At 43.5% G+C, this 1,429-nt stretch carries 1 pseudogene; it reads right to left on the bottom strand.

Annotated features, from left to right (window positions below):
• Nucleotides 1-1,393: pseudogene (locus tag KCG35_RS25310) on the bottom strand (calcium-binding protein); the annotation flags it as partial.
• Nucleotides 1,394-1,429 lie beyond the last annotated feature (36 nt).

Genomic DNA, 1,429 nt, shown 5'->3' with positions numbered 1-1,429 from the left:
TGAGGGCTATTTCACCATGCTCGTCTGTGACGGTCGCAATCCAAAAGTACACCTGATTTTCAATTAATTTAACGGGTATTTGCCAGGCTGTTTGCCCTTCCTTTCCGGGAGATAAACCAGACACCTGATGAATAGGGTTTTCAAATGTTCGATCAGTTTCTTCATAAACCCTAAAGCTATATGTTAAATTATCTTGGTCAGGGTCAACTGAATTAGTGACTTTTAAGGTAGGTTGTAAATTGGCTACCACGCTAAGGTGTGCAGGCTCATTGATGTGAATTGCACTCGGTGGATCATTTTGGGTGTTAAGAAAAAATGAGCTGGTACTCCACTCACTACTCCCTTTGCTGGAAATTGCACGTACACGCCAATAGTAATGATGGTTATCAAGTAGCGGCTGACCTTCCTGAAGGTGGCTTTCTGCAATAGTGATAGAGGATGTATCAACTGCCTCATTTACGGGGTCAGCCACAGCGACTAATGTGGTCATCTGAGGTTCAGCAAAGACTTCAAAACGGTAATGTATAGCCTCTTCTGAGCCATGTCGGCTATTTTGAATAAGTAAGGTCGGCGTTAAGCTGGTGATTTCCTCTTCTGGGCGAGGACCAATAATTTGAGGAATACCAGGTGCAAGGGCCTTTTCAGTTGGGCTTGTACCCTGCTTAAATTCTTCCAGGTCAGTATAACCATCATTATCAAAATCACCTGCCCCATCACGGGATAAATCACCAAAGTGATTAAGCTCCCATTCATCATCAAGTTGGTCTCCATCCGTATCACCCTCACGGAAAACGTGAATCATGACTTCTTGCTGAGCGCTAAGCTGACCATCCGTTGCGTGTATTGTTAATGGATATTCTCCTGCCTGACCAACCAGGGGTAACCACTGAAATATTGCTTGACCATTACCCTGCGCAGTAAATTTTGCACCTTGCATAAGTCCATTCACAGTTAACTGGGGTATTGTACCGTTGGGGTCGCTGGCATTGACGATAAAGCCAACCTGTCCGCCTTCATAAGTGGTTTTATCACCGATATATTGAATAACGGGTGGGTGAGGTGTTAAAGCTTGAACCCCAAAATCAATCACGTAATAGGATGATGGATCTACATCAAACAGGTTTAGAAAATAGTCAAAGTGTATTTTATCGCTGTTACGTTCTTTACTAAGCCAGACATTGGCATTGTTTATCGCTTTTCCATCCTCTCTTTGCACCGCAGAAATGGTTTTTTTCCCTGCATAAGGATCTTTTACTTTTAAATAAGCTAAACCAATAGGTGGTGCATCAGTGAGCATCAATTGATGACGAACACCTTCCCCCATTGTGTTTCCAGCATCCAGCGTTGCCGCGATATGAGTAACCTGTTGGCACTCCACACAACCCTCTGCCACCCAATGTCATTAACTTAAGGAAATTAGCGTATAGTT

The sequence above is a fragment of the Zooshikella harenae genome, from assembly GCF_018837975.1.
GTDB classification, from domain to species: Bacteria; Pseudomonadota; Gammaproteobacteria; order Pseudomonadales; family Zooshikellaceae; genus Zooshikella; species Zooshikella harenae.
The sequence above is the reverse complement of the archived record's forward strand: the minus strand, read 5'-3'. Positions and strand labels throughout refer to the sequence as shown.